The 24,824-nt window shown below is 49.6% G+C and carries 18 protein-coding genes and 1 pseudogene; 13 read left to right on the top strand and 6 right to left on the bottom strand.

The annotated features are described in order from the left end of the window. Positions 1–217: 217 nt before the first annotated feature. The gene (locus IEY46_RS12555) at positions 218–1,195 is read left to right on the top strand and encodes a Gfo/Idh/MocA family protein (protein ID WP_188992348.1); all 978 of its coding nucleotides are present in this window, start codon (positions 218–220) and stop codon (positions 1,193–1,195) included. Here the strand turns inward: IEY46_RS12555 and IEY46_RS12550 are convergent. Then, on the bottom strand, positions 1,171–1,812 hold the full coding sequence (locus IEY46_RS12550) for a helix-turn-helix transcriptional regulator (RefSeq protein ID WP_229750271.1): 642 nt from the start codon (positions 1,810–1,812) through the stop codon (positions 1,171–1,173). The two genes, IEY46_RS12555 and IEY46_RS12550, sit on opposite strands and share 25 nt — an antisense overlap. A gap of 36 nt (positions 1,813–1,848) precedes the next feature. Further along, a pseudogene (locus IEY46_RS37030) lies at positions 1,849–2,079 on the bottom strand (AraC family ligand binding domain-containing protein); the annotation flags it as partial. A gap of 275 nt (positions 2,080–2,354) precedes the next feature. Here IEY46_RS37030 and IEY46_RS12545 point away from each other — a divergent pair. The 5 genes from IEY46_RS12545 (at position 2,355) to IEY46_RS12525 (ending at position 11,503) form a co-directional block, all read left to right on the top strand. Further along, positions 2,355–3,551: a DegT/DnrJ/EryC1/StrS family aminotransferase gene (locus IEY46_RS12545; RefSeq protein ID WP_188992346.1), complete on the top strand. Its 1,197-nt coding sequence runs from the start codon at positions 2,355–2,357 to the stop codon at positions 3,549–3,551. Between the two features lie 150 nt (positions 3,552–3,701). Beyond that, on the top strand, positions 3,702–5,309 hold the full coding sequence (locus IEY46_RS12540) for a type 2 periplasmic-binding domain-containing protein (RefSeq protein WP_188992345.1): 1,608 nt from the start codon (positions 3,702–3,704) through the stop codon (positions 5,307–5,309). Positions 5,310–5,416: 107 nt separating this feature from the next. After that, positions 5,417–6,316: an ABC transporter permease gene (locus tag IEY46_RS12535; protein WP_188992344.1), complete on the top strand. Its 900-nt coding sequence runs from the start codon at positions 5,417–5,419 to the stop codon at positions 6,314–6,316. 17 nt (positions 6,317–6,333) lie between these two features. Next, entirely contained in the window at positions 6,334–7,200 is an 867-nt protein-coding gene (locus IEY46_RS12530) for a carbohydrate ABC transporter permease (protein ID WP_188992343.1), read from the top strand. A 16-nt stretch (positions 7,201–7,216) separates the two neighbouring features. Beyond that, positions 7,217–11,503: a family 43 glycosylhydrolase gene (locus IEY46_RS12525; protein WP_188992342.1), complete on the top strand. Its 4,287-nt coding sequence runs from the start codon at positions 7,217–7,219 to the stop codon at positions 11,501–11,503. Positions 11,504–11,642: 139 nt separating this feature from the next. Here the strand turns inward: IEY46_RS12525 and IEY46_RS12520 are convergent, their stop codons facing one another. Beyond that, on the bottom strand, positions 11,643–12,590 hold the full coding sequence (locus IEY46_RS12520; protein WP_188992341.1) for a hypothetical protein: 948 nt from the start codon (positions 12,588–12,590) through the stop codon (positions 11,643–11,645). A gap of 209 nt (positions 12,591–12,799) precedes the next feature. Between IEY46_RS12520 and IEY46_RS12515 the strand changes: the two genes are divergently transcribed. Continuing rightward, a complete protein-coding gene (locus tag IEY46_RS12515) occupies positions 12,800–13,750 on the top strand; it encodes an NAD(P)/FAD-dependent oxidoreductase (protein WP_188993780.1) in 951 nt (316 codons plus the stop codon). A 53-nt stretch (positions 13,751–13,803) separates the two neighbouring features. Further along, positions 13,804–15,537 carry a glutamine--tRNA ligase/YqeY domain fusion protein gene (locus IEY46_RS12510; RefSeq protein WP_229750270.1) on the top strand — a complete coding sequence of 578 codons (1,734 nt, stop codon included), beginning with the start codon at positions 13,804–13,806 and terminating at the stop codon, positions 15,535–15,537. A gap of 168 nt (positions 15,538–15,705) precedes the next feature. Here IEY46_RS12510 and IEY46_RS12505 read toward each other — a convergent pair whose 3' ends face one another. Genes IEY46_RS12505 through IEY46_RS12495 form a run of 3 tightly spaced genes read right to left on the bottom strand, consistent with a single transcriptional unit; the run spans position 15,706 to position 19,397 of the window. Further along, the gene (locus tag IEY46_RS12505; RefSeq protein WP_188992340.1) at positions 15,706–16,533 is read right to left on the bottom strand and encodes a hypothetical protein; all 828 of its coding nucleotides are present in this window, start codon (positions 16,531–16,533) and stop codon (positions 15,706–15,708) included. 47 nt (positions 16,534–16,580) lie between these two features. Next, positions 16,581–17,468, bottom strand: a complete 888-nt coding sequence (locus IEY46_RS12500) for a DUF6999 family protein (protein WP_188992339.1) — start codon at positions 17,466–17,468, stop codon at positions 16,581–16,583. 24 nt (positions 17,469–17,492) lie between these two features. Next, on the bottom strand, positions 17,493–19,397 hold the full coding sequence (locus IEY46_RS12495; RefSeq protein ID WP_188992338.1) for a 3-oxoacyl-[acyl-carrier-protein] synthase III C-terminal domain-containing protein: 1,905 nt from the start codon (positions 19,395–19,397) through the stop codon (positions 17,493–17,495). 260 nt (positions 19,398–19,657) lie between these two features. On the opposite strand from IEY46_RS12495, the gene IEY46_RS12490 reads away from it, so the two are divergent. The 5 genes from IEY46_RS12490 (at position 19,658) to IEY46_RS12470 (ending at position 24,701) form a co-directional block, all read left to right on the top strand. Then, a complete protein-coding gene (locus IEY46_RS12490; RefSeq protein WP_373288802.1) occupies positions 19,658–20,515 on the top strand; it encodes a CAP domain-containing protein in 858 nt (285 codons plus the stop codon). Positions 20,516–20,796: 281 nt separating this feature from the next. After that, entirely contained in the window at positions 20,797–21,963 is a 1,167-nt protein-coding gene (locus IEY46_RS12485; protein ID WP_229750269.1) for an extracellular solute-binding protein, read from the top strand. Next, positions 21,956–23,113: a CaiB/BaiF CoA transferase family protein gene (locus IEY46_RS12480; RefSeq protein ID WP_188992335.1), complete on the top strand. Its 1,158-nt coding sequence runs from the start codon at positions 21,956–21,958 to the stop codon at positions 23,111–23,113. Before IEY46_RS12485 ends, IEY46_RS12480 begins: the two co-directional genes overlap by 8 nt. Next, positions 23,110–23,589, top strand: a complete 480-nt coding sequence (locus IEY46_RS12475) for a MaoC family dehydratase (RefSeq protein WP_188992334.1) — start codon at positions 23,110–23,112, stop codon at positions 23,587–23,589. Before IEY46_RS12480 ends, IEY46_RS12475 begins: the two co-directional genes overlap by 4 nt. 2 nt (positions 23,590–23,591) lie before the next feature. Beyond that, positions 23,592–24,701, top strand: a complete 1,110-nt coding sequence (locus IEY46_RS12470) for a Gfo/Idh/MocA family protein (protein ID WP_188992333.1) — start codon at positions 23,592–23,594, stop codon at positions 24,699–24,701. Positions 24,702–24,824: the final 123 nt, after the last annotated feature.

Genomic DNA, 24,824 nt, shown 5'->3' with positions numbered 1-24,824 from the left:
TGATGGCTGCATTTTTTTTCTTGCTACGTTTTTCGCTTCGGGCAAAACCAGCAAATTCTCAAAAGTTTACTGTGTTCTCCAAGGGACTCTCGTTTTCTATCTTTTATTAAGACCTTTTGAATAATCAGAATTGTCTGCTTTCGTAATTATTTTGACCAACTTTTTTAATAGATTTGGTTAATATGAAGTTAGAACTAAGATGGGGAGGATGGTAGGTGTGAACGTCGGATTAATTGGGTGCGGTGCGATGGGAATAGTATACGTCGATCGTTTGATGAGGATGAAGGGAGTTCGGGTAACGGCAGTCTGCCATCCCGAGAGGGCGAAAGCAGCAACGTTAGCAGAGCTGCCGCAGGCAATAATCTATACATCTTACAGCGATATGATCGCACGTCCGGATATCGATATCATCTGCGTGACTTTGCCGACTTACTTGCATAAGGAATATGTGCAGATTGCGCTGGAGGCTGGAAAACATGTGATCTGCGAGAAACCGCTTTCACTTAGCGAGGACGATTGCTGGGAATTAATGGAGATAAGCCGGGCAAAAGGTGTAAAATTGTGTGTCGCCCATGTCTTAAGATTTTTTCCGGAATATAAGGATGCCCGCCTGCGGCTGCGCTCAGGGGAAGTTGGGGCTGTAACGTCCATACGTACGACAAGAGCAAGTCTATTACCGGCGGAGAACAGTTGGTTTATGGATAAACGAAAAAGCGGCGGTGTTGTGTTTGACCTTATGATTCATGATATCGATTACGTGCTTTGGCTGCTTGGCGATCAAATTACGCATATAAGAGCGGAAATTATCACCCGCGAGAGTATGGAGCAGGCGGTGGCATGGCTGTATTACGCTGACGGAACTAAAGTTAGCTTAGAGGCTGTTTGGGGGGCATCTGAATTTCGTGCCGGGTTTGATATTACGGGAAAACAGGGAGTTCTTCGTTCAGGCGGAGTCAAGAAGGATGTGGAGAACGATAATAAGGTGGTTGATGAGAATTCATCGGATCGAGGTGTTATTATACCTGAAGCTTCAGAGCTTGACGACCCCTATTATTGCCAATTATCCAGCTTTATTCAGGCAATCGAGATGGACGGTCCGCTTCCTATAACGGCGGAAGAAGCTTGTTCCGCCGTCAGAATTGCGAATCGAATAGTAGGGTGTATGGAATCCTATTCCTTTGAAATATCAGACTGAGAGGAGGAGGTTACTGGCTCCCTTGAGTACTTTAGACGGTATTCGCGGGGTGATATTCCTTCGATTTTCATGAAAACCCTGGAGAAGGTGCGAAAGGATTGAAAGCCAGCTTCCAAGGAGGCATCAAGTATAGACATGTTTGTGTTCAGCAGCAGACCGGTAGCTCTCCTGATCCGAAGGCTGTGCAAATATTGAAGGAAAGTTGTTCCCATTACTTCCTTGAACGCTAGACTAATGGCGGAAACGCTGGTATCGAATTGGCTGGAGACGATTTCGAGGGATAAGTCATCAATATAATGGGTATTCACGTATTGAATGACGTTCCATATCAACTTTTTATTGCGATAATTGGAACTCGATGGCGTGAGATTATTCATTCTCTGATGAGCGCGGAAATAGATAATCAAAGCTTCGATTAGCTTGCTGCGAATATACGAATTTTTAGCCAGCTTGTCTTCTTGGAATTCGATTCGCATTTTTTCAAGGCAGGCTCTCATTTCGGTGTAAGGGTGAGGATCGAGATCTGCGTAGGATGTGGATCCGTCATTCGTGCCTAGAATGATTGTACCGAAATCCGCTTCCATTGATGATCCGAACAACAGGCTTATATCGAACATGCAACAAATGACTTCTACACCCGAATGATCGCAAAATATTTCGTGCATGTCATGGGGGCGTAAAAAAGTGACTGTTCCTGGTTGAAGTTTATGAGGGCTCCCATTAATGAATTCGGTCCCGGTTCCGCTAACGACGAGGGATAGTTCGAGTACATCATGGTAGTGCAAAGCATAATGATTATGGAGCGTATACGTTCTAACTACACATGAAAACTTTCGGCTTACGGCACCTGATAGAGACAGAACATCTTCATATTCCGGAAACATCACCATGTCGATTTTCCCCCGATTTTTTCACTGTCTTCTTTTTATTGACCAGATAAATAAAAAAAATGGCCGATTTCTTTATGAGATGTATTATAACATACTAATCGAAAGGAGTGAGCGACCGGAATTTCAATGTAGACTCAGTACAGCCAAGTCGATGGGCGTAGTCACTCGGGCTTATAGCAATGGAATGATCGGATATATTACAACCGCTATTCAGCTCCAGCGAGTCGGATATGAGCCGGTTGAACCATAAACCCAGAAGGAGTAACGGCATGCAGAAGATAAGATTAGCAGTAGACGGTGGAAGTCCGATAAGAACGGCCCCATTTCCCAGCTGGCCGATAGTTGGCGAACTGGAAGAAAAGTTAATGCTGGAGGCCGTCAGATCGGGGAACTGGGGAGGTGTAGATCCGGATAAAATCAAATTATTTGAGGAACAGTTTGCCCGTCTGCAGGATGCGAATTACGCTGTAACTGTCAACAATGGCACAATTGCCATAAGTATTGCTTTACTGGCTGCCGGCATAGAAGCAGGCGATGAGGTCATCATGCCCTCCTATACGTTCATTGCTACCGCTACGGCTGCATTGATGATCGGCGCTATTCCTGTATTTGCGGATGTAGATGAGTCCATGCTGATTGATCCGGATAAGGTTGAAGCAGCTATCACTCCGTCCACAAAGGCGATTATCGCTGTTCATATTGCCGGTGCTCCAGCCAATATGACCCGTTTGAGTCAAATTGCGAAGACATATAAACTCTCTTTAATTGAAGATGCCGCGCAGGCGGTAGCCGCCAAATGGGAAGATCAGGGGGTAGGGGCACTAGGTGATTTGGGTACCTTCAGTCTCCAATCAAGTAAAAATCTCAATTGCGGTGAGGGTGGAGTCATTGTGAGCAACGATGAGGAATTGGCCGAACATGTCTGGTCGATTCATAACTGTGGTCGTGTTCGCAGCGGTAAATGGTATCAGCACGAAAGTATTGGCTGGAACTTCAGGTTTAGTGAGGTGCAGGCTGCACTGGCGCTTGCCCAGTTGAGCCGACTGGAGGATCAGATGGAAATCCGCCAGCGCAGCGCAAAAAAACTGGATGGACTCTTGCACGGAATTGAAGGAATTCACCCCGTGAAGTATGATAGCCGAATTACGAAACATGCGAACCACCTTTATATGTTCAAGCTTGATAGAAACATTTCAAACAGAAATGTTAAAGAAGATTTTATCCGCAAATTGAATGCGGAGGGGATACCGGTTACGGCAGGATATGTCCCTCTTAACAAGAATTCCGCCATTATCGATCGAATCCGCAAGCTGGTTGGAGAAGTAAGGACTAACAGCTGTCCGATGGCAGAAAGAGCGTCCGAACATGAAATGCTTTGGTTACACCAGAACGTTCTTCTCGGATCAGAGCAAGATATGGAAGATATTGCAAACGGTATCAACAAAGTAATCCAATCCTATTTATAGATCAGTAGATTCATGATGCGTGATTATTTCGTGATATACGGCAATAGTTTCAATGGATGGCCAAATGCCTGTCAGGATCGCGACCTCAAGCATTTGACCGCCTTGCAAATATCAATTATGCACCACATCAGACGAGAGGGGTATCACGAAATGAAGAAAATTTGGGTAATCGTCATTGCACTCGCACTCATTCTTTCCGCGTGTTCCAGCAAGGAGAACAATGGAAACAAAAACAGTCCGAAGAGTGATGGGAAAACAAGTAATGAAACCAAAAATGAAAGCGGTGCCAATTCCCAGAATTCAGGCAATAAATCCATTAAGGTACTGCTTTCCCATGCAGAAGCGGAGTATGCCAAAACAGTAAAAGCAGACGATCCCTATATCAAAGAATTAAATAAGTTATCAGGTTATAATCTCAGTTATGATTTTCTGGGGCATTCCGACTACGATCAACAGCTCTCTCTGCGTTTTGTTTCTGGGGATTTGGCGGATTTGGTCCGGACGCCAAGCATCGATTCTACCATTCACAAAGATGCGGTCGAACAGGGTATCTTCAAAGAATTAGGTCCCTTGATTGATCAGTACGGTCCAAATCTAAAAAAACGCATTCCTGAAACAGCATGGAACAGTCCACGAGTTCAAAAGAACGGGAAAATTTACGGCATTCCGGTTCTTGTCGGAACAGCAAACGACAGAATCGGTTTTATCCGCCAGGATTGGCTCGACAAGCTGAACCTGAAGCAACCGGAAACGATTGACGAGTGGCTTAACTATTTCGAGCAGGTTAAGGTTCAGGATGTGAACGGAAATGGGGATCCGAACGACGAATACGGCTATACGATGTTTGAAGGATTGGGTTGGAGCTCGATGTTCTTCGGATCGTTCGGCGTTGATCCCGGAACCTGGCATATGCAGGATGGCAAGTTGATTCCTGATATGATCAGTCCAAAGATGAAAGAAGCAATCGCATTTTATAAGATGCTATATGAGAAAGGGTATGTCAATCGTGATTTGTTCACGAAGAAGGAGGCAGATTTCCGTGCCGATATTTATAACGGGAAGTCGGGCAGCTTTGCTGCCGCTGTCTATCAATACACACCAGACTTCAGTGCAACCAATGCGCCGAAGAAATTCGTCAATGAGCCGGACAAGGTCAAGATCTCGATGATTGCTCCACCGGCGGGACCTAGAGGTGAAAGAGGCTTGGGACCTGTGTCCGATGGCATTTATTTCGTGTGGGTGATTCCTGAAACGGTTAAGAATCCTGAAGAAATCATCAAGTATCTCGATTGGGCATGGAGCGCCCCGGAAGCAGACAAGTTTTTCGCCTATGGGATTGAAGGGTCCAACTATACCGACGTAGGCGGAGATCTCAAATATGATGCTTCGGCTCCCGTGAACGCGGACAAAAATGCCTTCCAAATGTTCCAATTGTCCATCAATCCCCGTGAAATCGGGTTCAACAACGATCTGGTATTAAAAACATTGCCGGAATCGGAAAAGATAATTGCAGGCTACAAGCTATCAGCCGATATTGCAATGCCGCACGATAGTCTGTATATGCCGCCGCTTGTCACCTTCCAGAACAACCCTGAAATATCGACATGGGGAACGATGTTCGTCGAGATGTTCTCCAAGATCATGACGGGAAATCAACCGCTTGATGCCTTCGACAAATTTGTTGCAGACTGGAATAAACGCGGCGGAGATAAAGCAATCGAAGAAGCAACGCAGTGGTATAATGCGTTCCACAAATAACGTTCATTGAGGATTGCGCTGCATGTTTCATGCATGCAGCGCGGTTCATGAATGATCAGAAAAATGGGAAAAGGTCTGGCCATCTACAAGAATCGGCAGGTGATGTTATGAATAAGCGGTTAGTTTTACGCGACAAGTGGGTTCTCATCTTGTTCGCTTTGCCCGGATTGCTCTATTTTTTACTATTCAAATACGTTCCATTACTTGGGAATGTCATTGCCTTCCAGGACTATAACATCTTTAAAGGAATTTTACATAGTCCGTGGGTTGGTTTTGCTCAATTCGAGCGGATGTTCGGGTTCGAAGATTTTTATGAAGTATTTCGCAACTCAGCGAAGCTCGGCTTCTATTCCCTGTTGTTCGGCTTCCCTGCACCGATCATCTTAGCGTTAATGCTGAATGAACTGAAATCGATGGCGTTCAAGAGAATCGTACAAACCGTTGTCTACATGCCTCACTTCCTGTCATGGGTTATTGTCGGTTCTATCTTCATAAATCTACTCGCTTACGAAGGCTTTATTAATACGATAGCTAGTCAAGTGGGCATAGCTAAGGTTGACTATGTAACACATGAAAACACATTCATAGCCGTACTGATATCCACGGGGATCTGGAAAGAAGTTGGATGGGGCACCATTCTCTATCTGGCGGCACTCTCCGGAATTAATCCGAATTTCTACGAAGCTGCTATGGTTGACGGCGCCGGCAGATGGAGGCAAATGTGGAGCATTACACTGCCATTATTGATGCCGACTATGGTTGTCGTGCTGCTTCTCTCGATTGGGCATATTCTGGATGCGAATGTTGAGCAGGTACTGATTTTCCTGAATCCGCTCGTCAGGGATGTGGGAGAGGTGTTCGATACGTATGTTTATACTTTCGGTTTAGTAGGCGGGCAGTACAGCTATACGACTGCAATTGCTTTATTTAAAGCGGTGGTAGGCATTGTACTTGTATTCGGGCTGAATGCGATCAGTCGTAAAACAACCGGAGAGAGCCTTTACTAAACATAGGAGGTAGGGTCATGCGTAAACCTTTTGCTTTCCAATCATTTTTGGTCACCATATTGACAGCTCTAAGCTTTATCATGTTGGCTCCGTTAATTCACATCCTGTCGGTTTCCCTGAGTTCTCCACTTTATGCGCAGGCGAAGCAAGTCTATTTCTGGCCGAAAGGTCTGCAGTTTGCCGTATACAAAAAAATAATTTCAATGGATGAGATGTGGAGGGCGATGGGCGTCAGTGTCTATATTACCATTGTCGGGACGTTGATTACTTTGGCGCTCACATCCATGTTTGCTTATGCGCTCTCCAGAACGTCCATGCCAGGTCGAACGTGGATTATGCGGCTTATCGTACTTACTTTTATTTTACCCGCGCCGCTTATACCGGGTTTTCTGCTTGTCAAATCCCTCCATATGCTCGATACACTCTGGTCATTGATGATACCGGGAGCAACAAGCGCGTTTTACGTGATCATTATGCGAACCTTTTTCCGGAATGTTTCCAGTGAGCTATTCGATGCGGCGAAAATAGACGGCTGCGGCGAGGCGGGCATCTATTTCCGTGTCGTGCTGCCCTTATCGACGGCGGTTATTGCCACAATCGGACTTTTCCATGCCGTTTATCAATGGAACACTTACTTTTCCGCACTTATTTTCATCAGGGACAAGACGCTCTATCCTTTACAGGTGCTGCTGCAGAACCTGGTCGCCAAAAAAGGGCTGAACAACTTCATGGGGGAGGTGCAGTTCGAACTCAATATGCCTGTTACGCCGGAAATGATGAACGCAGGCATTATTATCTTTGCCACGGTGCCGATTCTGATCGTCTACCCGTTCCTGCAGAGATATTTTGTCAAAGGCGCAATGCTGGGATCGCTTAAAGAATAATAGAGGAGGTTACTAAATGAAACGTTATACAGTGTATCTGGCAAGAATGATTATTGTTCTAGCTGTTGTGGCAACAGGATTTCTCATTGGCCCGTTTGAACGCGCCGGTGCGGCGATTGCGGATATCGACAAAATCGTGCCAACGCCTCAGCAGGTAAGCTATACGGACGAGTTTTTGACACTGTATGACGGTACCTCCTATAAAGCGGCTATAGTAATCGGCAGAGAAGCTTCCCCGGCAGAGGAGGAAGGCGCGAATTTACTGCAAAGAGTCATTGCCCGCAAGAACGGGCAGCAAATTCCGATCCTCTACGACGATCAATCCACATCCGGCTATTCGGTGGTCATTGCCATCGGAACGAAGAATACCAATACCGTGAACGGCAGCCACTCCATCGATGTTCCCGATCACAAGGAGGGGTATGCGATAGATCGGGCGTTGGTCGGTAATCAGCATATCGTGCTGGTAACCGGTTATGAGGCTATCGGAGCCTATTACGGTTCGACGAGTCTTGCCCAAATGGTAGATACGAGCGGCACCCTGACCCGGCTGCGGGTCATATCGGTTCGCGATTATCCGGACCTGGATATGCGGATTATCAAGGACATCAATACCAAGTTTCATGCTAACAATGAAGGCGAATTTTCGTATTCCGACGCCAGGGACTGGCTGCATATGCTCCCTTTGCTGAAGATCAACGTGTTCAGCTTATGTTACAGCCATCTGTTAGAGAACGGATGGCGAAACCCTTCCGCGAATTATGTGAATGCGGTAAAGGAATTCAGCAACTATGAGAGGGATAAAGGCATTATCCAGTTTATGCAGGCTGTCAATCCCGGTTATTCGGGTGGAATGCCGACCGATGCGGAATTCGGCAAGCTGATTGACTTGTTTAAATTATCGCTGAATGAGGGCGCTTCCAAAATTATGTTGGCTTTTGACGATCAGGCCTTCCCGGATCCGGCGAAGCATCGGGATTTGGCCAATAAAGTCCAGCGAAGCTTGTCAGGTCAGGAAGGCTTCTATTTGCTGTCGACCCCCGAGAAGTATAATCTTACGGAGTCCACTATCGGCACTTATTTGAATACCTATACGAACGGACTGCTCCCGGAGATCGGGGCGGCCTGGACAGGGTACAATGTGTTCTCGACGGAGTTGACGCCCGCCCACGTATCTACCTGGAGAAATTATACAGGCAACCCCTATAAAATTCCGTTCTATTGGCACAACGATTACGAGCTGGCGGATACCCGATTGAATTTTAACGATCCGGATGTTCCGAAATGGGAAATCGACAATTATTATTTTACGGATCAAAGGGTTCCTTTTAAAACGAAGACGTTAGTTCCGCCGGCTCAACCGTTGACATTGCCGGGCGGTTACGTTTGGAACGATATGCCGCGGAATACTTCCGAAGGCGTGCTCGAAAATATTTTCCGGCCGACGACGCCGCACAAAATCTATGCCATATCGCTTGCGAACTGGATGTGGAACCCCGATGCCTATATGAACAACGCGACAGAATTTGCGCGGGCCAAAAGATATTGGGACACCATCATATCCAACCCGGGATTCAAGAAAACCGCCACTGCGTCATCGCAGTTCAGCGCCGCTTATGCTCCCGCGAAAGCCGTGGACGGCATCAACAGCAACGACTCTCTGGAGAATGCTTGGGCTACCGCCAGCGGCGCGGCGCTTGCTTCTTCCTGGTGGAAGCTGGACCTGGGTAAAATACAGGAGATGGAAGGCGTTCGAGTCAAGTATCGCGAGTTCCAGAAAAAGGCCTATATGGTTCCGAAATCGGTCACCGTGGAAATAAGCAACGATGACGTCAACTGGACAACGGCCGTGAACCAATCGACGAATGTGCCGCTTGAAAATTCGTCTTATGCTTCCGAAGTGTACCTCTACCCTTTCCAGGGAGAAGCCAGATACGTTCGGCTGAAATTTCCGACTGGGGGTCAGAGCTCGCTGATCGAGCTTTCGGAGGTGGAAATTGCGCAGGAAAAAGCGGTAGCGGCATCTCCCAACCTGGCGATCGGAAAGACGGCTTCCGCTTCCTCCGCGTATGACGGAACCTTAGCCGCAGGCAAGGCGAACGACGGATCCGACAGTCACGGAACCGCCAATCAGAACAATGCGTGGTCCAGCGCCTCGGGTACGAACTTGAACAGTTGGTGGAAGGTTGATTTGGGGCAGCAGGAAAAGTTCAAAACCATTGAGGTGAAATTCAGGGAGCTAACCGCGAATACGGCCTACATGGCGCCTAAGACGATTACCATTCAGACCAGCGACGACAACACGAATTGGACGACGCTGATTGCACGGTCGGCCAATGTCCCCGTAAATGGTCAACCCTATGCGTCCGCCACATACTCCTACTCCGTAAACGGTCAAGGAAGATATGTCCGATTGCTGTTCGAGGAAGGCGGCCAGGATACGCTCGTGCAATTGTCGGAGGTCGGCATTTACAACCGCAGATTGCCTCAGCATCAGCGGCAGTCGCTTAATGCAGCCTTCAAGCGAAAAACGGCGGCTTCGTCGGTGTATTCGGCCATGTACCCGGCTTCCAAAGTGGTTGACGGCACACACTCCCGCAGAACGGCGGAGAACGCCTGGGCTTCAACCGTCGCAGGAGAAGTAAATTCATGGTGGGAGGTAGATTTGGGAACGCAGACTTCCATACAGGATGTGGCCGTATACTTCCGGGAATACCCCTTCGGTACCGCCTATACCGTGCCGGCCAGCATCACCTTCGAGGTAAGTAACGACAAGGTTACGTGGACTGCCGTTCAAAGCGCGACGAATGTCCCTGTCGAGGGTTTGAGCTACGATTCGTCGAAGTACTCGTACACTTTAAACGCTGCGGGGAGATATTTGAGATTGAGATTTCCCGGAGGCGCCCAGAGCAGCCTTGTAGAGCTATCCGAAGTGGAGGTGCGTTCGCCTATGCTTGCCCGATCCGATTTCAATAACGTCATCTCTCAGGATGGAGCCGATCCCTGGATCTACAAGCATACCGACGGTTACTATTATTACACCCGGACGACGGGGAACAATGTGACGATCTGGAGATCGAAGTCCCTGACCGGTATTGAATCCGGCGAGAAGAAGGTCATCTGGACCCCGCCGACCAATAACCCCAACGCGGCTAATTGCAAGTCGATCTGGGCGCCGGAAATTCATTTTCTGAACAATGCCTGGTATGCCTATTATTCGGCCACGACCTGCGCCGATACCGGCGATGTCAATCATCGCATGTTCGTACTGGAGAATACGAACGCGGACCCGTTCCAGGGTACGTTTACCGACAAAGGAAAAATATCCGACGCAACGGATTTGTGGGCAATCGACGGCACCGTATTGAATCTCGCGGGACAGCTGTATTGGTTCTGGTCCGGATGGGATTCTCCCTATCAGAATCGACAGAACATCTATGTGGCTTCGATGAGCAATCCGTATACGCTGTCCAGCCCCAGAACGTTAATTTCATCGCCGACGTACAGCTGGGAGACGAGTCAGACACCTCGCGTAAACGAAGCGCCTCAGCCGATCGTCAAGAACAATAAGGTGAATCTGGTATACTCGGCGGATGGTAGCTGGAGCAATAATTACAACTTGGGACTGCTGACGGCAAGCACCACGTCCAACTTATTGTCCGCCTCTTCCTGGACGAAGAGCAGCGCGTCGATTTTCAACAGCGGAAGCGGCGTCTTCGGACCGGGGCACAACAGCTTCACCAAATCGCCGGACGGCACCGAGGATTGGCTGATCTATCATGCCGCCCGATGGACAGGCGCAGGCTGGACGAGGAACGTAAGAGCGCAGCCTTTTACCTGGAAAGCCGACAACACGCCTAACTTCGGCGTTCCGGCCTCGCCGAACTTTCCAATCCGGCTGCCGTCCGGAGAGCCCGAAAGAAAGCGGTATGAAGCCGAGGAGGCGACGATTGCAAACGGGGCGAAACGAGTTCAGGACGAAACCGCTTCAAGCCGCAAAAAGGTAGGCTATATCGATAATGCGAACAGCTACGTGGAATTCGATGTCACCGTTGCTTCGGCCGGGTCCTATATTCTGTTGGCAAGAACGGCCAACGGAACGAGCGGCAATCCGACCGCAACCTACAACATGACCGTCAATGGAGGAACGAGCCAAGCGGTCAGCATTGTTTATTCCGGATGGGGAAATTGGGGAACGACTGCAATCGAGAAAACCTTATTAGCCGGACATAATAAAATCCGGTTTACCAAAGGGGCTAATTACGCGGAGATTGACTATCTGGATGTTATGCTAAAACCGTGATAGGAGCTTTTTGATGAAGACCAGTTGTCCGATGGAATGATCGTCGGCTGATTCGCCTCCTTCCACAAAGATGCAAAAATGCAGCCAAATATCCTGAGGGATAACGGCTGCATTTTTTTCTTGCTTTGTTTTTCGCCTGCTATTGATTGATGATATTGGCTTTGCGGAATTTCTCCACTTCTGCAGTCAGTTTATAATCGTTGTTTGCCAGCAGATCCATAAACTTCTTCAGCAGAGTCAAATATTCGCTGGAGGCGGGATTGTTCCAGGTGATCATGTTCGTGTAGCCCAGCTTGGCGTTAGGATGGATTTTTTTGCTGTCGTAATCAAACAGCGGCGTATTGTTGGCTCCATAGTAAGTGAGCGATTTATATTCGGCAAGCAGCTGTTTGATTTGCGCTGTCCGGTTGGAGTTTGGATAGCTGGACACGAATTTTTCGGCAGCCAGTGCACGGTTGACCAGCTCCTGATAGCCGATCACAAGTGCAGCATCCTTCAATTTCGCTTTCTCCGTTTCCACGGTCATGATATCGATATACGCTTTAATATCCGCATTCACATCCTTGGCAAAAGGCTGAAGTGATTTGTAATCAACGAAGGTGAAGAACATGCCTTCCGCTGTTTCCAGCTTGTAGCCGCTTGAAGCTGCTTCCTTCAGCAGCGCTTTCAGCTTGTTATCCTTGGTGCGGTTAAGCACATCGGTTATGCTATATCCGGGTTTGTAGACTTTGCCGATGGCCGTCTGGATGGCGTCCGCAAAAAATCGCTTATCCATTGCGGGCTGCTCTTTTTTTATCGCATTCTCCAGATAAAGCACCATCAAGGATGCCTGATAAGGCGAGACTTTTTTAATATGGGCTTTCAGATAGTTGAATGCTGCGGGCAGCTGGCCTGTTTTCTTCAGCATCTTCTGGAAATCCTCGAATACCTTGGCTGCTGATCCAGATTCCTGAACGGCAACCAACTTCGCGACAGGTTCAGGAGCGCTCCCGCTGTTTGCGGGGGCGGCACTCGCCTGTGAGGCCAAAACAAGCGCAGCCAGCGCGGCTAAGGTGAGCGTTTTAGAGCTTTTTGTAAAGAATGTCATGAATAATTCCTCCCTGGATCGTGTTTGATGAGCTAAGTATAGATTACCCCGTTGTTGTTTCAATGAAATTACGAATTGTTTCCGACTTGCAAATAATCGTTATTTTTTTCGGGATCAGAAAGGTGCATTCCTATAACGCCTCTGGCAGCGGTTAACAGGAGACTGGCGAGGAACAATAAGAATGAATAAGACAAGAAGGGGAGATTACCATTTCATACGAATGTATTATTATTGGAGGCGGAATCGCCGGGCTGCAGGCTGCCGTTCAACTGGGAAGATACCGGCACCGGGTGCTGCTGCTGGATGCTCGCGGAGGCCGCTCCACGCTGTGCCGCCGCTATCATAATCTGCTCGGATGGCCGGAAGGAATCAGCGGGGAGTCTCTTCTGCGCTCAGGCAGAACGCAGGCTGAGGCGCTTGGCGTTCAGCTTTTGCAGGCCGAGGCCGTAAAAGCGGAAATCAGCGGATCCGGCTTTGATATCCACACGCTAGCGGGGGAAACGTACAGCGCGGAGCGGCTGCTGCTGGCCACAGGCGTGCAGGATCGGGTTCCCGCTGATCTGCAGCTTCGGGAATGTCTGGGCACCAGTATTTATATTTGTCCGGATTGCGATGGATATGAGATCAAAGGCCGAAGAGCGCTGGTGCTGGGTGCAGGAAATGCCGGTGCAGAGATGGCGCTTGTGCTTCGGTATTGGACAACGGATATCATTTACATAAATCACGAGAAGCAGAAGCTGGACAATGAGAAGATCAGTCTGCTTAATCAGCAGGGGATCCTGTATATGGAGGAACAAATAGTCGGCGTGGACCATCGGCAAGGCGCGCTCCGCGGTGTCCGTTTGAGTAGCGGTGCTTATATTGAGGCAGCTTGCGGATTTATAGCTTTCGGCGGCAACAAGGTACAATCGGAGTTGGCCCGTCAGCTTGGCGTCAAACTGCTGGACAATCATCATATTTCCGTTGATGCCCGCACGAAAATGACGGATATACGACATCTCTGGGCGGCAGGCGATGTGACCGCTCATTCCGAACAAGCTGCGATCGCCATGGGGGACGGGGCTCAAGCGGCCATCTGGATCCACAAAAGTCTTGTTCATCCAAGCTCCCGGCTATTGATCCAAAGTGCGCTGAGCGGCCGAAAAGCCAAGGGAGATTGATCATTCGCCATTTTAAAGGTATATTTAAATGAAACTTATTTTGCAGAAACAATATGCATGACGAAAGGTTGATCGATGTGGAGAATGCAACAACTCCCCCCAATTTTATCAAGAATATTATAACCGAGGACTTGGAAAGCGGTAAAACGAAGCAAGTGGTCACGCGTTTTCCACCTGAACCTAATGGATATTTACATATTGGACATGCCCGGGCAATCTGGATTAATTTCAGCCTGGCGGATGAGTTCGGCGGAAGGACACATCTTCGTTTGGATGATACCAATCCTACTAAGGAAGATGTCGAATATGTAAATGCCATCAAGGAAGACGTCAAATGGCTTGGGTATGATTGGGAGAACCTGTATTTTGCTTCCGATTATTTTGAGGAGATGTACATTCGGGCGGAGCGACTTATTGAGAAAGGCAAAGCATATGTCGATGATCTCAGCGCTGCTGAAATTCGTGAAATGCGCGGCACGCTGACCGAACCCGGGAGCAACAGTCCTTTCCGCGACCGCGGAGTGCAGGAGAATCTCGACTTGTTCCGCAAAATGCGCAGCGGGGATTTCAAGGACGGGGAGAAGGTGCTCCGCGCCAAGATTGATATGGCCTCGCCGAATATTAACCTGCGGGACCCTGTCATCTACCGGATTGCTCATGTTTCGCATCATAATACCGGGGACAAGTGGTGCATCTATCCCATGTATGCGTTCGCTCATCCACTGGAGGATGCGATCGAAGGCGTGACCCATTCGCTTTGCTCGCTTGAGTTTGAAGACCAGCGCCCATTTTATGATTGGGTGGTGGCAGAATGCGAGATGCCGAACACGCCGCGCCAATATGAATTCGGCCGGCTCAACCTGGTCCAGACGATTACAAGCAAACGCAAGCTGAAGCTGCTTGTCGACGAGCAGCATGTGGACGGCTGGGACGATCCGCGTATGCCGACCATCTCTGGCCTAAGACGCCGCGGCTTTACGCCGGAAGCGATCCGCAATTTCATTTATGAGACCGGTATTTCCAGAAGCCAGGGCCTGGTGGAGCTGCAAATGCTGGAGCATTTTGTCCGGGAGGATCTCAAGCTGAAGGCTCCGAGAACGATGGCTGTAGTGGATCCGCTCAAGGTGGTTATAACCAACTATCCGGAAGGCGAGATCGAATGGCTGGAAGCGGAGAATAACAGCGAGAACCCGGAGATGGGCAACCGCCAGATCCCGTTCTCCCGCGAGATTTATATTGAGCAGGAAGACTTCATGGAGAATCCGCCAAATAAATATTTCCGGTTGTTTCCGGGCAACGAAGTTCGGCTGAAGCATGCCTATTTCATTAAATGCAACGAAGTTATCAAAGACGAGGACGGCAAGGTGATCGAAATCCGCTGCACCTACGATCCGGAGACCAAAAGCGGCAGCGGCTTTACCGGACGCAAGGTGAAAGGAACCATTCATTGGGTGGAAGCTTCGCAGGCGGTTGCGGCGGAGTTCAGACTGTATGAGCCGCTGATCAACCCCGAAGCGCTTGAAGAAACGCTACTTGGGGAGGATGAGGCAGGAGAGGCCGCGGACAAACCGGAAAAGACGTTTCTGGACCAACTTAACCCCAACTCTCTGACGGTCAAACAGGGATATGTCGAGCCGGAAATGAAGGAAGCCAAGCCGCAGGATAAATTCCAGTTTTTCCGTCATGGCTATTTCAATGTAGATACGAAATATTCGCGGCCCGGATCGCCGGTATTTAATCAGATCGTTTCTCTAAAAAGCTCGTTCCAGCTCCCTGCCGTCGATTAATCCAAGACGCCGGTGTCAGCGCCGGGCTGGATTGCCAGATGGTCAGTCGATGCTTGATGAAGGGAATAACAAAGAGAAGGCCATCGATAAGAGATGGCCTTTTCTGTATGTCTGCAATAAGGGTGCAATGCCAGATGGAATGGAGTTCATACCCTATCAATTGCCCATTCAAGCATATTCGTACCAGCGGTCAATCCAACGATAATCTCCATAATGCTCCCGAATGAATGAACCGGCATGATTGATTAATGCCAGACCCTCGCGGTAGCAGGGATATGCCTCCAGCTCCAAGTGGGGAGTGGGAGGATGACTGGTAGGGAAGGTCGTTAAATAAGCGGTAATGTCAGATTCATATAACCTTCCGAATCGGGTGTCAGACAAATATGCGGCTATCCATTTATCGTGAGGGTAGCTTTGCCCGTCAAACAAATAAGCTATTTTGCACAGGTCGGTTACTAATTTTGCGCAATGCAAATTGGCCGCGATCTGGTCTCCCCGCTTGAGTGGATGCCTTAACCAATCCAAGGTTAAGGACAAATCCAGATATTTTTTCATAATAAACTGAACCGGCTGTTTGAGAAATTGCCGGGACGCCCGTACAATAAGCAATTGAAAAACATTCTTGGGATCATGGATTGGAATCGCCTGTTGGAACTCCCAGACCTGAGGAAAATAATGGTCATCAAAATAAGCCTGCAGCCTGGAATAGGATTCAAAATGATAATGTCCCGCCCAGTCTTGGAGCGGAATGAATACGCCGTCCGTGCGGTCGGTTAAGCCGGCCTGCAGGTAATCCTTGTTGATGGATGCCAAATCGTCGTCGTTACAGAAAAAAACGAAATCGATATCTGAATATTGATCGCAGTTGCCTCTTGAAATACTGCCTTTGACGACCAGGGATATGGAGTTCCAATAATGTGAAAGAATAGGATGCTGCGATAATTGCTGCTTGTAACGCTGAGCCAGTAGAAATAATTCCTTGCTTTTTTCGTTCATTGCAACTCCTCCTTCCCTTTATGTATCTGTTAGTCGGCCTTGCCCTATTACAGCTTCGGCAAGCCCAGCAGCTCGCGTTTCTTCTGCACCAGCATGGCATGCAGCTGCTCAGTCGCCAGCCCATGAAGCACAAGCCGGTATCCCGCCTGCAGCGTAATCAGCGGAACCATGGGATGCTTGTTATTGACAAGTGCAAGCCGCTGAGGTTCATTGACGATGGTCGAGGCATAGATACCGACAATTTCGTCCAACTGCAGGGAATTGGAGGCGCGCCAGAAATCATTGTCGGTGAGAAACAGCTGATAGATGGGCGTGAAAAACTCGATGGCCGTGAGCAAATCGATTTTGTTGCTCCATCGTTTGGGCAAGGGCTCGATGGGATGTGGCTCCAGTGTAATGCCATCCATATTCAGCTTCTTCTGATGCTGGATTTCAATGCCTTTTTCCTTCATTTCTTTATTAAGGTTGATAATAAAATTATAAATATTGAGATCATGGATGAGAAACAGGTCATCTTTCACCGCTTCCAGGTTATATGGCGTTAAAGGGTTCAGCTTCACGTCTACACCTGGAACATTGTCGCGGATGAATCGCAGGATTTCCGAGCCCAGAATAAAATGACGCAGAATCATATAGTTGGCTTCCGGACTGACAAAGGTCTTCAAACCCCAGTGCAGAAGCTTGTGAAGCAGCTTGGAGGAAGCAAACGCATTGGGCAGAATGGTCCGTATCAGCTTGATAACGATAATCGACAATCGGGCAAAAGGACGAAGCAGCGGCAGCAGGAACTGCCGCGATTTGGTTGACGAATCCTTGAGAAAGGCCGCTTTGGCCGATTCGTCAAACGGAATGCTCCGATCCAGGAAGATAGCCAAAAAAGGATTGGGATCCTTCGGATTATGTTCCATTTCATAAAAATACTCGGGTGTGCTCATATGCGGATTAAACCTCCTTGTGTGTCAATAATTGCCCAGCTCTTCCAGCTGCAGTATATACAAGCGGGCAGTCACCTTGGCGGTCTTGACCACATTTCTGGCAATCGTCTCGGTCAGCATCTCCGACTGAATGCCTTTCTCCAGCCGCTCAAAATGGTTCACGTCGCTCTCGCTGTGATAGAGCAGGAAGGACACCTGATCCTCCGGCAGCTTCAGCTGGTCGCGGATCAGCTCGCCCCAGTGCCGGGCCATCCGGCACCCGAGCCCCTCGATGATCCACATGGCGCCGAGCAGGTCAAAGGGGTTTTCCCGGCTTGCCCGCTGGAACATATAGGCGGATAAAGCCTCGCTGCCGATATTTTTGTTCCCCGCTTGAATCTCTTCCTGCAATCCCCCGATAGCCAGATAATTGCGCTCGAGAATCTGATAATCCTTATGTTCATCGCTGGCATGGGCAATGAAAGCGGACCGCAGCTCGATCTGGTCGATGGAGATATTGGATGCCGCACGCGCAATCCATTGCGAGCCGTCAATTACCTGTTGGCGGATATTATACAACAGAAGCTTATAATCCTCCAGGGTAAATCTGCCGCGGTTGAGCTTGTCAATGATCGGTACCCGATTAAGCCGGCTTTCAAAGTCAATCCATACCTGAACGAGCTGTCTGACTGTCCATTCCTGCAGCGAATCCGATTCGTCGAAGGCAAGTGCCGGCGCTTGCGGTTCTCTGAGCGTGTCATGCTTTGCTTCTTCTTCCGTCACATCTGAAGCAGAGCCAGGCTCATCGGAAACAACGGTCAGATACATAAAGGTTGTTAGAAAACGCCCGCTTTCCGGCACCATGCACAGAATTTTTTGATTCTCCTTCAGCTTGCCGCTTTTCATCAGTTCTTCCAGCAGAATGAAGATGGATGCCGATCCGGTATTTCCTTTCGTGTAAAGGTTCGTGAACCATTTTTCCTCGGGAATATCCGCACCGCCAAGCTGAAGGAGACGAAATACCTCGGAGCGGAAGAAATGGGAGGAATAGTGGCAGGCCATCCAATCGATATCGGAAGCGGTTACCTTGCCGGCATCGACCAGTTGGAAGAAGTCGTTGACGCCAAGCTTCGGCATTTCATTCACAAGGCGGATATCCTGTTTCATATTAATGGCACCGTCATCGGCCGCTTCCTGATAGCTGGGATAATCCAGCCAGGACTGGCCAAGATGGCCGTCTTCCCCCTTGTTCGCGCCCGCATACATACATGTGTCGTATTGGCTGGCATAGGATTTGATTTCAATCCATTCGATGCGCAGTGACAGGCGTCCCGGTGCAGGTTTGTCTTGCAGCAGGAACGCTCCTGCACCATCCGAAAGCATAAACCGCAGGAAATCCGTATCAAACGGGATTTTTCCGTTTTCCTGCCAAATCCGCTGGTTTTCATATCGGCTGCTTTTGAACACCCTGCTGGGAAATTCGCTGGCACAGGCCAAGGCATGGCGCTTGCCTCCGGCTTTCACCTGCAGATAAGCGGCCTGGATAGCGGCCACACCGCTTCCGCATACACCGTGTAGGCTGGCGATTTCCATAGCGGGCAGCTGCGCTTCAGCCTGAACCATACTGGAAAGTCCGGGTATAATAACATCTCCGTGAGTCGTGGCCGTGGACAAATAGTCGATATCCCTGGCAGTGACGGAGGAGTGGTCAAGCGTATTTTGAATAGCTTTGGCGGCCATCTCCGTATTGCTGTAAACTGTCTGCTGTTGGCGATCGATCGCATAATGGCGTGAGGTGATTCCATTCTCCTTGAGAATCCTTGATTTGGTTCGGGAGCGTTTGCCGCCGATATGGCCCAGATACTCTTCCATTTCATCGTTTCCAACCGGCTCTCCAGGCAGAAATGCACCTGCGGCAGTTATATATACACGCTTATTGTCATCAGTCATGGGACACATCCTCATCTGTAAGAATTGTGAACTTGCTATGTACCAAGCATATAGTCAGGATGTGGGAATGAATAGTCCCAGATTTATCTGGTACCTGCCAAGATGAAGAACCAGTTCTGCCGGTTGGCAGGTTACGAAAGCTTGTTTTTAGAATAAAAAAGCTGTAAGACAGCAGAATAAGGAATAAATCGCCGTCCAGCAGCAAACCTTAATATGCGAGACATCAAGGAAACACACCCACTAATTCTAAGGAGAATGAAATGATGATTAAGATTATCGTAATAGCAGGATTATTGCTGGCTACAGGCTGCGCGGCCAATAACAATACGATCCATAAGCAATCCACTCCTAACAATCAAAAACGTATTGAAACCCATATGCAATCCTCTGATCCGGCTCGAGTGATAACGCGGGCGTCCTCGACATCGACCTCAAGGGCAAAACAACCAACGGTCACCATGAAAGAAGCTCCAAGCGGGGTCGTCTCTGATTTGTTGAATATAATCGGCGGACAAGCACCAGCAGGAAACAGGGGAGAACAAATGCCGGCAAATCCGGCCGGACAAGCCCGAACGGGTTTACCGAATAATCAGGTGCAGACCCCGGCAAATCCGGCCGGACAAGCCCGAACGGGCTTACCGAATAATCAGGTGCAGACCCCGGCAAATCCGGCCGGACAGGCCCGAACGGGATCACCGGATAATCAAGTAAAGACCCCGGCAGGCCAAGAGCAGGGTGGGACAACCAATGGAACTCAATATGCACAGCAGGTTCTGGAATTGGTGAATCAGGAAAGATCCAATGCTGGATTGAACCCACTGGAAATGAACAGCGAATTATCAAATGTGGCCATGATTAAAGCCAAGGATATGTACGACAATCAATACTTTGACCATAATTCTCCAACACATGGCTCCCCGTTTGATCTGATGAAGGCGAACGGAATCACCTACCGCACAGCGGGCGAGAACATCGCCAACGGCCAGACAACACCCGCACAGGTGATGAAAGACTGGATGGAAAGTCCGGGACATAAAGCCAACATCCTGAACACAAGTTATACCCGGATAGGCATCGCTTATTATAATAATGAATGGGTTCAAGAGTTCACCGGCTAATCCCTTCCGTTTTGTAGACCTATATTCATGACAAATAAGCTGCCTCGTGAAACGGAATCACGAGCGGCTTGTTTTTTTTGCATGGGAAGGCGAGTCACAAAAAAAATCAATTGTCATTTCAGAAGGCTTTTGTTACTCTGGTATTGTGGTACTACCACGAACTTGATTATTACTTTATTCTTACGGAATTGATTATCCTCGTTATTTTTGCAAAGGCTTTCATCTTTATAAGGGCTCCACAAGAACAGGTAACGGCCAAAATATCAAAGGGGATGGCATCAGTGGGAATTATTTTAAAAGGAATGACGTGGAATCACACACGCGGCTATTTGCCTATGGTTGCAACCAGCCAGCGTTATTCGGAGCTCCACCCGGATGTGCAGATCCATTGGGACAAAAGATCGCTGCAGCAGTTTGCCGATATGCCTCTGCAGCAGCTGGTGGATGCCTATGATCTGCTCGTAATCGACCATCCCTGGGCCGGTTATGCCGCAGAGCAAGGGGTGCTTCTTCCGCTTCATGATTTCTTGTCCGCAGACTATATGGAGGAGCAAGCGGCCGGCTCGGTCGGCGCTTCGCACAGCAGCTACATATTCCATGACCGCCAGACGGCACTGGCGATCGACGCAGCAACACCGGTTGCTTCATGGCGGCCTGATCTCCTTGCCGCTTGCGATGCCGGCGTACCGGATCAATGGGAAGATGTGCTGTCTCTTGCCAAGGCTGGTAAGGTCGCTTTCCCTGCGATTGCCATTGACAGCCTGATGAATTTCTATATGTTCTGTCTTGCGCTTGGGGAGACTCCTTTTCTGGATCAGGATGAGATGATTAGCAGGGAAACAGGGAAGCTTGCTCTGGATAAGCTTCGCGAATTGGCGTCATTATGCAGCCGTGAAGTTTTTCAACGCAATCCCATTGCCACTTACGAAGCAATGTCCGAAGGAAACACGCTTGCTTATTGCCCGTTTGCCTATGGATATTCCAATTATTCACGGCGCGGCTACGCAGCCCATCTGCTGGAATTCGGGGATTTGGTCCACTATGAAGAGAAGCGCCTTCAATCCACGCTAGGCGGAACCGGGCTTGCCGTATCCAGCAGCTCGAAGCATAAGGAGCAAGCGCTTGCTTATGCGGCTTTTGCTGCGGACCCGATGACGCAGCGCACGCTGTTTACTGAGGCCGGCGGCCAGCCGGGCCACCGCTCGGCGTGGGAAGACGCGGAGAACAACCGGCGCAGCCTGAATTATTTTTCGCAGACGCTCCCGGCGCTCGATCGTGCTTTTGTACGCCCAAGATATAATGGCTATCTGAGCTTCCAGGACCATGCCGGCGACGATGTCCGTGAATACATGATGAACGGCGGCAATGCCGCGGAGGTAATCGGCAAGTTAAACCGGTTGTACCGGGATTCGCGGACGGGGACAGGGAGGGGAAGTCATCATGTTTAAACCGCTCAAAGGCTTGCTGGTGCTCGACTTCAGCCAGTTTCTGTCCGGCCCGTCGGCTGCGCTGCGTTTGGCCGATATGGGTGCCAGAGTCATCAAGGTGGAACGTCCCGATGGCGGAGATCTATGCCGAAGACTGTATATCTCCAACCTGGAGCTGGATGGGGACAGCACGCTGTTCCATTCCATTAATCGCAACAAGGAAAGCGTATCCACCAATTTGAAAGACCCGGCTGATCTTCAGTTTGTCCGCAAGCTGATTGAAAAGGCGGATGTGATGATTCAAAATTTCCGCCCGGGTGTGATGGAGAAAATCGGTCTTTCTTATGTGACAGTCAAAGAATGGAACCCCCTCCTGGTTTATGGCACAATAACGGGTTATGGCCAGAATGGTCCGTGGAAAAACAAACCGGGCCAGGATCTGCTTGTTCAATCGCTATCCGGTCTGGCCTGGCTTAACGGAGATGCGGATCAGCCGCCCGTTCCGTTTGGCCTTGCGGTCGCCGATATGATGGCAGGGGGGCATCTGGTTCAGGGCATCCTGGCTTGTCTGGTCCGCCGGGGCATTACGGGGCAGGGCGGCCTGGTGGAAGTCAGCTTGCTGGAATCAACGCTAGATTTTCAATTTGAGGTGCTTACGACGCATCTGAACGATGGGGGCAAAGCCCCGCAGCGCAGCAGCGTGAACAGTGCCCATGCTTACCTTGGTGCCCCATACGGCATCTACGAAACGAAGGACGGTTTTATTTCCCTTGCAATGGGATCGGTCACAGAGCTCGGGGAACTGCTGGCATGCGGGCCGCTGGCAGCGTATGCCGATCCTGCCAGCTGGTTTGCAGAAAGAGACGAGATCAAGGCGCATCTCAGGGATCATTTGAAGCAGGGGAATACCGCTCACTGGCTGGGTATACTGGAGCCTGCCGGTTACTGGTGCTCCGATGTCTTGACCTGGCAGCGGCTGCTTGAGCATGAAGCGTTCAAAGAGCTTCAAATGACGCAGCATGTCAAGAGGGATAACGGCGCTGAGCTGATCACCACGCGCTGTCCCATCCGGATTGACGGGGAAATTTACCAATCCGCCATAGGCTCCCCGAAAATTGGCGAGCATAACGACAAAATCAAACAAGAATTCGGAGGCGTAGTCAGAGAATGATTCATGCTGTATACTATGAGGAATACGAGCCTGGCACGGAACGGATGACCGGCGGCCGGACGATTACAGAGACGGATATTGTTCTTCATGCGGGCCAGACCGGAGACTTTTATCCTCATCATATGGATGAAGAGTGGTGCAAAACTCAGCCCTTTGGGAAGCGTATTGCGCACGGAACGCTGATCTTCAGCGTGGCCGTCGGAATGACCGCAGGCGTGATTAATCCCGAAGCTTTCTCCTATGGGTATGACAGGCTGCGCTTCATTAAGCCGGTATTCATCGGGGACACAATCCGGGTCAAGGTTACGGTTAAGGAAAAACGCGATCATCCCAAACGGACGGCGGAAGGCATTGTCAGTGAGCTGTGCGAGGTCATGAATCAGCACGATGAGGTTGTGCTGGTTTGCGAGCATTTGCTGCTTGTGAAGAAAAACGGGAATATGAAGCAGCAATCAGGGGAAGAAGGAGACTGTTAGATATGACGCTATCATCAGAAGGAATAGAGCTGAATTACAAGCCGAAGCTGCCGCGCGGACGGGAGCTTGGGATCGGCATCATCGGGGCAGGTGACATTGTCGTCAATGCCCATTTGCCGGCCTATCAGTTGGCAGGCTTTCGCATAGTCGGGATTTATGACCGTAATCGCAGCCGCGCGGCCGAAGCGGCAGAACGCTTCGGGATCGCAAAGATTTACGACAGCCTGGATCAGCTTCTGCGGGATCGCGATGTTCATGTCGTGGATGTTGCCGTTCCTGCCAATTATCAATTGGATATCGTTCGGCAAGTTGCGCAAAGCGGCAAACATTTGCTCTGCCAGAAGCCGCTAGCTGAATCCTACCAGGAAGCAGCCGAGATTGTCGACCTGTGCGCGAGTGCGGGCATTAAAGCGGCTTCCAACCAGCAGATGCGCTGGTCTCCGGGAATCGGCGCTTCCCGTGATTTGATCAAGCGGAATCTGATCGGGACTCCGCTGCAGGCGACCATACAAGTCAACGTCCTTACACCCTGGGAGATTTGGCCATGGATCGCAGAGCTTGAAAGGCTGGAAGTGATGTATCATAGCATTCATTATCTGGACTCCATCCGCAGCGCTATGGGGATGGTACCGGAATATATTTATGCGGATGGTGCGCGTTATCCCGGTCAAAAGGTCATCGGTGAAACCAGGACAATGATTCACATTAAATTTCCCGGCGATGCCAGGGGTCTTATTCATGATAATCATAATAACGCGATGCCTGAGGACGACTGGTACGCTTCGTTCCGGTTCGAGGGAACCGACGGGATCGTCAAAGGAACGAACGGCGCGCTGTACAATTACCCGCACGGCCAGGGCGATACGGTCAGCTATTACAGCAACCAATTGGAACCAGGCCGTTTATTCAGTCCCTCGCTTGAAGGCCTGTGGTTTCCTCATGCATTTATGGGGACGATGGGCGAGCTGCTGAGCGCCATCGAAGACAACCGCGAGCCGGAGAACAGTGTGCAGGACAATCTGATTACGATGCAGATGATGTTTGCGTCGTACCGGTCGATGGAGGAGAACCGGCCGGTATATTTGCAGGAAATCGCACAATCCGAAAGGTAGCCTAAGGGCGGTTTGCGGCAGGGCTGATTTACATGTAACGCAATGAGATTTAACGGCAGCAATGGAGATCCTTTAGGCGTTTATTCGCTTATAAGGATCTCTTTTACGTTTAACGGGAACTGG

The organism is Paenibacillus nasutitermitis (genome assembly GCF_014641075.1).
In the GTDB taxonomy this organism is placed as follows: domain Bacteria; phylum Bacillota; class Bacilli; order Paenibacillales; family Paenibacillaceae; genus Paenibacillus_Z; species Paenibacillus_Z nasutitermitis.
The sequence above is the reverse complement of the archived record's forward strand: the minus strand, read 5'-3'. Positions and strand labels throughout refer to the sequence as shown.

Excerpts from the sequence above, each read along its gene's own strand:
- IEY46_RS12470 (WP_188992333.1), top strand. The coding sequence starts at position 23,592 with ATGACGCTATCATCAGAAGGAATAGAGCTGAATTACAAGCCGAAGCTG.
- IEY46_RS12490 (WP_373288802.1), top strand. The coding sequence starts at position 19,658 with ATGATGATTAAGATTATCGTAATAGCAGGATTATTGCTGGCTACAGGC.
- IEY46_RS12535 (WP_188992344.1), top strand. The coding sequence starts at position 5,417 with ATGAATAAGCGGTTAGTTTTACGCGACAAGTGGGTTCTCATCTTGTTC.
- IEY46_RS12500 (WP_188992339.1), bottom strand. The coding sequence starts at position 17,468 with ATGAGCACACCCGAGTATTTTTATGAAATGGAACATAATCCGAAGGAT.
- IEY46_RS12505 (WP_188992340.1), bottom strand. The coding sequence starts at position 16,533 with ATGAACGAAAAAAGCAAGGAATTATTTCTACTGGCTCAGCGTTACAAG.
- IEY46_RS12525 (WP_188992342.1), top strand. The coding sequence starts at position 7,217 with ATGAAACGTTATACAGTGTATCTGGCAAGAATGATTATTGTTCTAGCT.
- IEY46_RS12520 (WP_188992341.1), bottom strand. The coding sequence starts at position 12,590 with ATGACATTCTTTACAAAAAGCTCTAAAACGCTCACCTTAGCCGCGCTG.
- IEY46_RS12540 (WP_188992345.1), top strand. The coding sequence starts at position 3,702 with ATGAAGAAAATTTGGGTAATCGTCATTGCACTCGCACTCATTCTTTCC.
- IEY46_RS12545 (WP_188992346.1), top strand. The coding sequence starts at position 2,355 with ATGCAGAAGATAAGATTAGCAGTAGACGGTGGAAGTCCGATAAGAACG.
- IEY46_RS12495 (WP_188992338.1), bottom strand. The coding sequence starts at position 19,397 with ATGACTGATGACAATAAGCGTGTATATATAACTGCCGCAGGTGCATTT.
- IEY46_RS12510 (WP_229750270.1), top strand. The coding sequence starts at position 13,804 with ATGCATGACGAAAGGTTGATCGATGTGGAGAATGCAACAACTCCCCCC.
- IEY46_RS12550 (WP_229750271.1), bottom strand. The coding sequence starts at position 1,812 with ATGTTCGATATAAGCCTGTTGTTCGGATCATCAATGGAAGCGGATTTC.
- IEY46_RS12480 (WP_188992335.1), top strand. The coding sequence starts at position 21,956 with ATGTTTAAACCGCTCAAAGGCTTGCTGGTGCTCGACTTCAGCCAGTTT.
- IEY46_RS12475 (WP_188992334.1), top strand. The coding sequence starts at position 23,110 with ATGATTCATGCTGTATACTATGAGGAATACGAGCCTGGCACGGAACGG.
- IEY46_RS12530 (WP_188992343.1), top strand. The coding sequence starts at position 6,334 with ATGCGTAAACCTTTTGCTTTCCAATCATTTTTGGTCACCATATTGACA.